This is a genomic window from Streptomyces graminilatus (genome assembly GCF_001418565.1).
Taxonomy (GTDB): Bacteria; Actinomycetota; Actinomycetes; order Streptomycetales; family Streptomycetaceae; genus Streptomyces; species Streptomyces graminilatus.
This window is the reverse complement of the sequence record NZ_LIQQ01000602.1, coordinates 1-4,596: the sequence shown is the minus strand read 5'-3', so window position 1 is coordinate 4,596 and position 4,596 is coordinate 1. Positions and strand designations below refer to the sequence as shown.

3 protein-coding genes are annotated in these 4,596 nt (G+C 71.6%); 2 read left to right on the top strand and 1 reads right to left on the bottom strand.

The window, feature by feature from the left end; genetic code table 11:
- Window positions 1-152: 152 nt before the first annotated feature.
- Complete coding sequence (locus tag AOK08_RS37685; protein ID WP_055534487.1) at window positions 153-1,187, top strand: ATP-binding cassette domain-containing protein; 1,035 nt, start codon at window positions 153-155, stop codon at window positions 1,185-1,187.
- A complete protein-coding gene (locus AOK08_RS37680) occupies window positions 1,184-2,023 on the top strand; it encodes an ABC transporter permease (RefSeq protein ID WP_055534486.1) in 840 nt (279 codons plus the stop codon). The genes AOK08_RS37685 and AOK08_RS37680 overlap by 4 nt, the downstream gene beginning before the upstream one ends.
- Window positions 2,024-2,031: 8 nt before the next feature.
- Here AOK08_RS37680 and AOK08_RS37675 read toward each other — a convergent pair.
- Window positions 2,032-4,596: ATP-binding protein (locus AOK08_RS37675; RefSeq protein WP_055534485.1), on the bottom strand; the 2,565-nt coding region annotated here is incomplete at its 5' end.

The window sequence follows — 4,596 nt, the reverse complement described above, 5'->3', positions numbered from 1 at the left end:
GAAGGGGCCTCGTCCTCAAACTCCCCCGGAGGGGCACCCCCCAACAGGCTGAGATGGTGCCGGCCTGACGGGAAGGCCGCTGTCTGTGGTCTGTAGGCGGTCTGTCGGTGGGCTGTAGGTGGTTTGTCGGTGGGGGGTGACAGGTTCGGTTCATGACGCGAATCGACAACCACCCCGCCAGCGGGGCCAAGAGTGCCGTTTCCGTGCGGGGGCTGGTCAAGCACTACGGCGAGACCAAGGCGCTGGACGGCGTCGACCTGGACGTCCGGGAAGGCACCGTACTCGGTGTGCTCGGACCCAACGGCGCCGGCAAGACCACCCTCGTACGCATCCTCTCCACCCTGCTGCGGCCCGACTCGGGGCACGCGACCGTCGCCGGGTACGACGTCCTGAGCCAGCCCCGGCAACTGCGGCGGGTGATCGGACTGACCGGGCAGTACGCCTCCGTGGACGAGAAGCTCCCGGGCTGGGAGAACCTTTACATGATCGGGCGGCTGCTGGACCTGTCCCGCAAGGACGCCCGCTCCCGGGCCGACGAGCTGCTGGAGCGGTTCTCGCTCACCGACGCGGCCAAGCGCCCGGCGAGCACCTACTCCGGCGGTATGCGGCGGCGGCTCGACCTGGCCGCCTCGATGATCGGCCGGCCCACCGTCCTCTTCCTCGACGAACCCACCACCGGGCTCGACCCCCGTACCCGCAACGAGGTCTGGGGCGAGGTCAAGCGGATGGTCGGCGACGGGGTGACCGTACTGCTCACCACCCAGTACATGGAGGAGGCCGAACAGCTCGCCTCCGAACTGACCGTCATCGACCGGGGGAAGGTCGTGGCCGAGGGTGCCATCGACGCGCTGAAGGCGAAGGTCGGCGGCCGTACCCTGCGCGTCCGCCCGGCCGACCCGCAGCAACTGCGCCCGCTCGCCCGTGATCTCGACGAGCTGGGCATCACCGGTCTCGCCACCACGACCGTGGACGCCGAGAACGGCAGTGTCCTGGTGCCGATCCTGAGCGACGAGCAGCTCACCGCCGTGACCGGCGCGGTCGTCGCGCGCGGGATCACGATCTCCTCGATCTCCACCGAACTGCCCAGCCTGGACGAGGTGTTCCTGTCCCTCACCGGCCATCGTGCCAGTGGCCCGCAGGACGACACCGCCACCCCCGCCGACGCCCGAGAGGAGGTCGCCGTATGAGCACCGCGACCGCGAACCCGACCACCAACACGACCGTGAAGGACGTCCAGGGCGACGTCCGGATTCCGCTGCGCGGGCATCTGCGCCACACCGGCGCCCTCATCCGCCGCAACCTGCTGTGGATCCGGCAGGACCCCGAGTCGATGGCCGACGCGCTGCTGATGCCGATCGTCTTCACCCTGCTGTTCGTGTTCGTCTTCGGCGGCTCGATCGGGCAGGCCCTGGGCGGCGGGCAGGACGGGTATGTGCAGTATGTGATTCCCGGCATGATCGCGATGATGAGCATGACGCTGTCCCAGGGCGTCGGCACCGGGTTCTGCCAGGACTTCAACTCCGGTGTCATGGACCGCTTCCGGTCCCTGCCGATCGGGCGCGGCTCGGTACTGTTCGCCAAGATCTCGGTCGAGCTGATCCGGATGCTGTTCGCGACCACCATCCTGCTGATCGTCGCCGTACTGGTCGGCTTCGAGATCCATCACTGGGCCGGCCTGTTCGCGGCCGTGGGTCTGTCCACCCTGTTCGCCTCGTCGATCATGTGGGTGTTCCTCACCCTGGGCGTGATGCTGAAGAGCGCGCAGTCCGTGCAGGCGATGGGCTTCCTGGTGCTGTTCCCGCTCCAGTTCGGTTCGTCGATCTTCGCCCCGACGAAGTCGATGCCGGGCTGGCTCCAGGCGTTCACCGACTACAACCCGCTGTCCACGCTCGCGGACGCGGCGCGCGGACTGATGGTGGGCGGCCCGGTCGCGCACGACCTGTGGGTGACCGTCGGCTGGTCGGTGGCCATCACGGCGGTGATGGCGCCGGTCGCCATCCACAAGTTCCGTACGAAGAGCTGACCTTGCCGTCAGATGAGGGCGGTCGCCTCCTCGGGGGAGAGGCGACCGCCTTCGGCGTACGCGGCCTCGTACGCCTCGTCGCCGAGCACGTCACGGACCGCGCGGACGGCACGGCGGCGGACTTCCCGCTCCACGCGTCCGGAGACATGGCCGGGCGGCAGCAGGCCGTCGGCGGCGCCCAGGCAGCGGGCCGCGTCACGGGCGCGGCCCGGGTCGGCTCCGGTGAGGGCGACGGCGCCGGTGGTCAGGATCGTGGGGCGCAGATGGGGGGCGATGGCGCGGGACAGGTCGTCGTCGGCGCGGGCCGCCGCCTGTCGCACCTTGACCAGGGAGTCCTCGTACCGGCCCTCCACGACGTCCAGCCAGGACTCCGCGCCGAGGATGAACGCGTCGAAGACGACGAACGAGGCGGCCCTGAACTCCTCGCGCAGCAGCCGGATCTGCTCACGTGCCTCGGGGACCCGGTCGGTGATGCCGAGCCAGGCCGAGAGGTAGAGCCGGGCGGCGGGCATGGCCTCGTTGACCATCCCGGCCGCCTTCTCGATCACGTCGCGCAGCATCTGCTCGCCCTCGTCGGTCCGGCCGGCCTCGATGAACACGTTGCCGAGGCGGGCGGCGAGTACGGTCGTCTGGGCGCGGGCGCCGAGTTGTTCGGCCAGTTCCATCGCGTCCCGGTAGTCGGTGGCGGCGGCGTCGTACTCGGCCCTGCGTTCATGGGCCTCGCCGCGCGCGGAGAGCGCCTCGGCGGCGCCCCAGGCGTCCCCGAGGCGGCGGAAGATCTCCAGCGACTCGTCGGCGTCGCGGGTCGCGTCACCGGCCCAGTCGCTGCGGTTGGCAAGGATGTTGGCGCGCATCTGCAGACAGGCGGCGAGTTCCCACTCGTAGCCGGGGGCCGCCTCGCGGCAGGTGCGCACGGACTCGGTGACGATGACGCTGAGCCACTCCATGTCGCGGGTGAGCATGACCGCGTAGAACCAGAGGAGGCCGGGGTAGCGGCAGGCCTGTGGGGCTCCGGGGTCGTAGACCTCGGTGATGGCGCGCAGCTTCTGCCGGCCCTCCGGCGTCTGCCAGGCCTCCAACTCCATGTCCATGGAGGCGAGATGGATGAGGTGGACACCACGCCGGGCCTCTTGGAGAGCCTCGCCGTGCCAGGGGGGCGGGGTGTCCGTGCAGCGCTCCCACACCGGCTGGGCGGGGCGGACCGGGAGGGCGAAGGGGTCGGGGCCGAGGTTCATGACCTCGCGGGACCAGTTGCGGCCGGCGAGCCGCAGATCGCGCATCTGCCAGTACCAGGAGGCCGACAGGACCAGGCAGATCGCCTCCTGTTCGTCTCGCGCGACGACGGCGTGGCGGAGGGCCGCGCGGATGTTCTCGCTCTCCAGCTGGAACACGTCGAGCGCGGCGAGCTGGCCGGGGCCGCGCAGCAACGGGTCGGTGGTACGGGCGAGTTCGCGGTAGTAGGTGAGGTGCGCGCGCTCGGCTCCGGGGCGGGCGCCCGACTCGTCGAGGCGCTCACCGGCGTACTCGGCGACGGTCTCCAGGAGCCGGTAGCGCATCGCGCCGGTCCCGTCCTCGCCCGAAGGGGCGGCCACCACAAGGGACTTGTCGACGAGTGAGCCGAGCGCTTCGAGCGCGACGGGACCGCACACCGCCTCGGCTGCGGGCAGGTCGCAGCCGCCCGCGAAGACGGACAGCCGCCGCAGGACGTCCCGTTCGTCCGTGTCGAGCAGGTCCCAGGACCAGTCGACGACGGCACGCAGGGTCTGCTGGCGGGGCAGGACGGTACGGCTGCCGTTGGTGAGCAGCCGGAAACGGTCGTCGAGCCGGTCGGCGATCTGGCGCGGCGACAGCATCCGCAGCCTGGCGGCGGCCAGTTCGATGGCGAGCGGCAGCCCGTCGAGGCGCCGGCAGATCTCGGCGGCGGCCTCCGGGTCGTCCTCGACCCGGAACCCGGGCCGGGCCGCCGCCCCTCGGTCGGCGAGCAGCCGGAGCGCGACGGGCTCGGGCAGCGGCTCGACGGGACGCACCAACTCCCCTGGTACGCCCAGGGGTTCACGGCTGGTGGCGAGCACGGTGACTCCCGGGCAGCGCGCCAGCAGCTCCGCGACGAGGTGCGCGGCGGCGTCGACGACGTGCTCGCAGTTGTCGAGGAGGATCAGCATCCGCCGGTTGGCGCAGTGCTCGGTGAGGCGTACGAGGGGGTCGTCGTGGCGTTCGCCGGAGGCGGCGCGCAGTTCGTCGACACCGGCTCCACGCAGCACGGTCTCCCGGGCACCGACAGCGGTGAGCACGGCTTCGGGCACGGCGTCCGGGTCGACGACGGGCGCGAGTTCGGCCAGCCATACGCCGTCGGGCGCGGCGTCCGGGACCCCGCTCCACGCCCCGTCCCGTACCGCTTCGGCGGCCTCCTGGGACAGGCGGGTCTTCCCGGCGCCGCCGGGGCCGAGCAGGGTGACGAGCCGGGCGGTGGCGAGGTCGCCCCGGATGGCCTCGATGTCCGTCTCCCGGCCGACGAAGGAGGTGAGGCGGGCCCGCAGGTTGCCCGGGGGCGGCGACGGGGACGGGTGCGAAGG

Excerpts from the sequence above, each read along its gene's own strand:
- AOK08_RS37680 (WP_055534486.1), top strand. The coding sequence starts at position 1,184 with ATGAGCACCGCGACCGCGAACCCGACCACCAACACGACCGTGAAGGAC.
- AOK08_RS37685 (WP_055534487.1), top strand. The coding sequence starts at position 153 with ATGACGCGAATCGACAACCACCCCGCCAGCGGGGCCAAGAGTGCCGTT.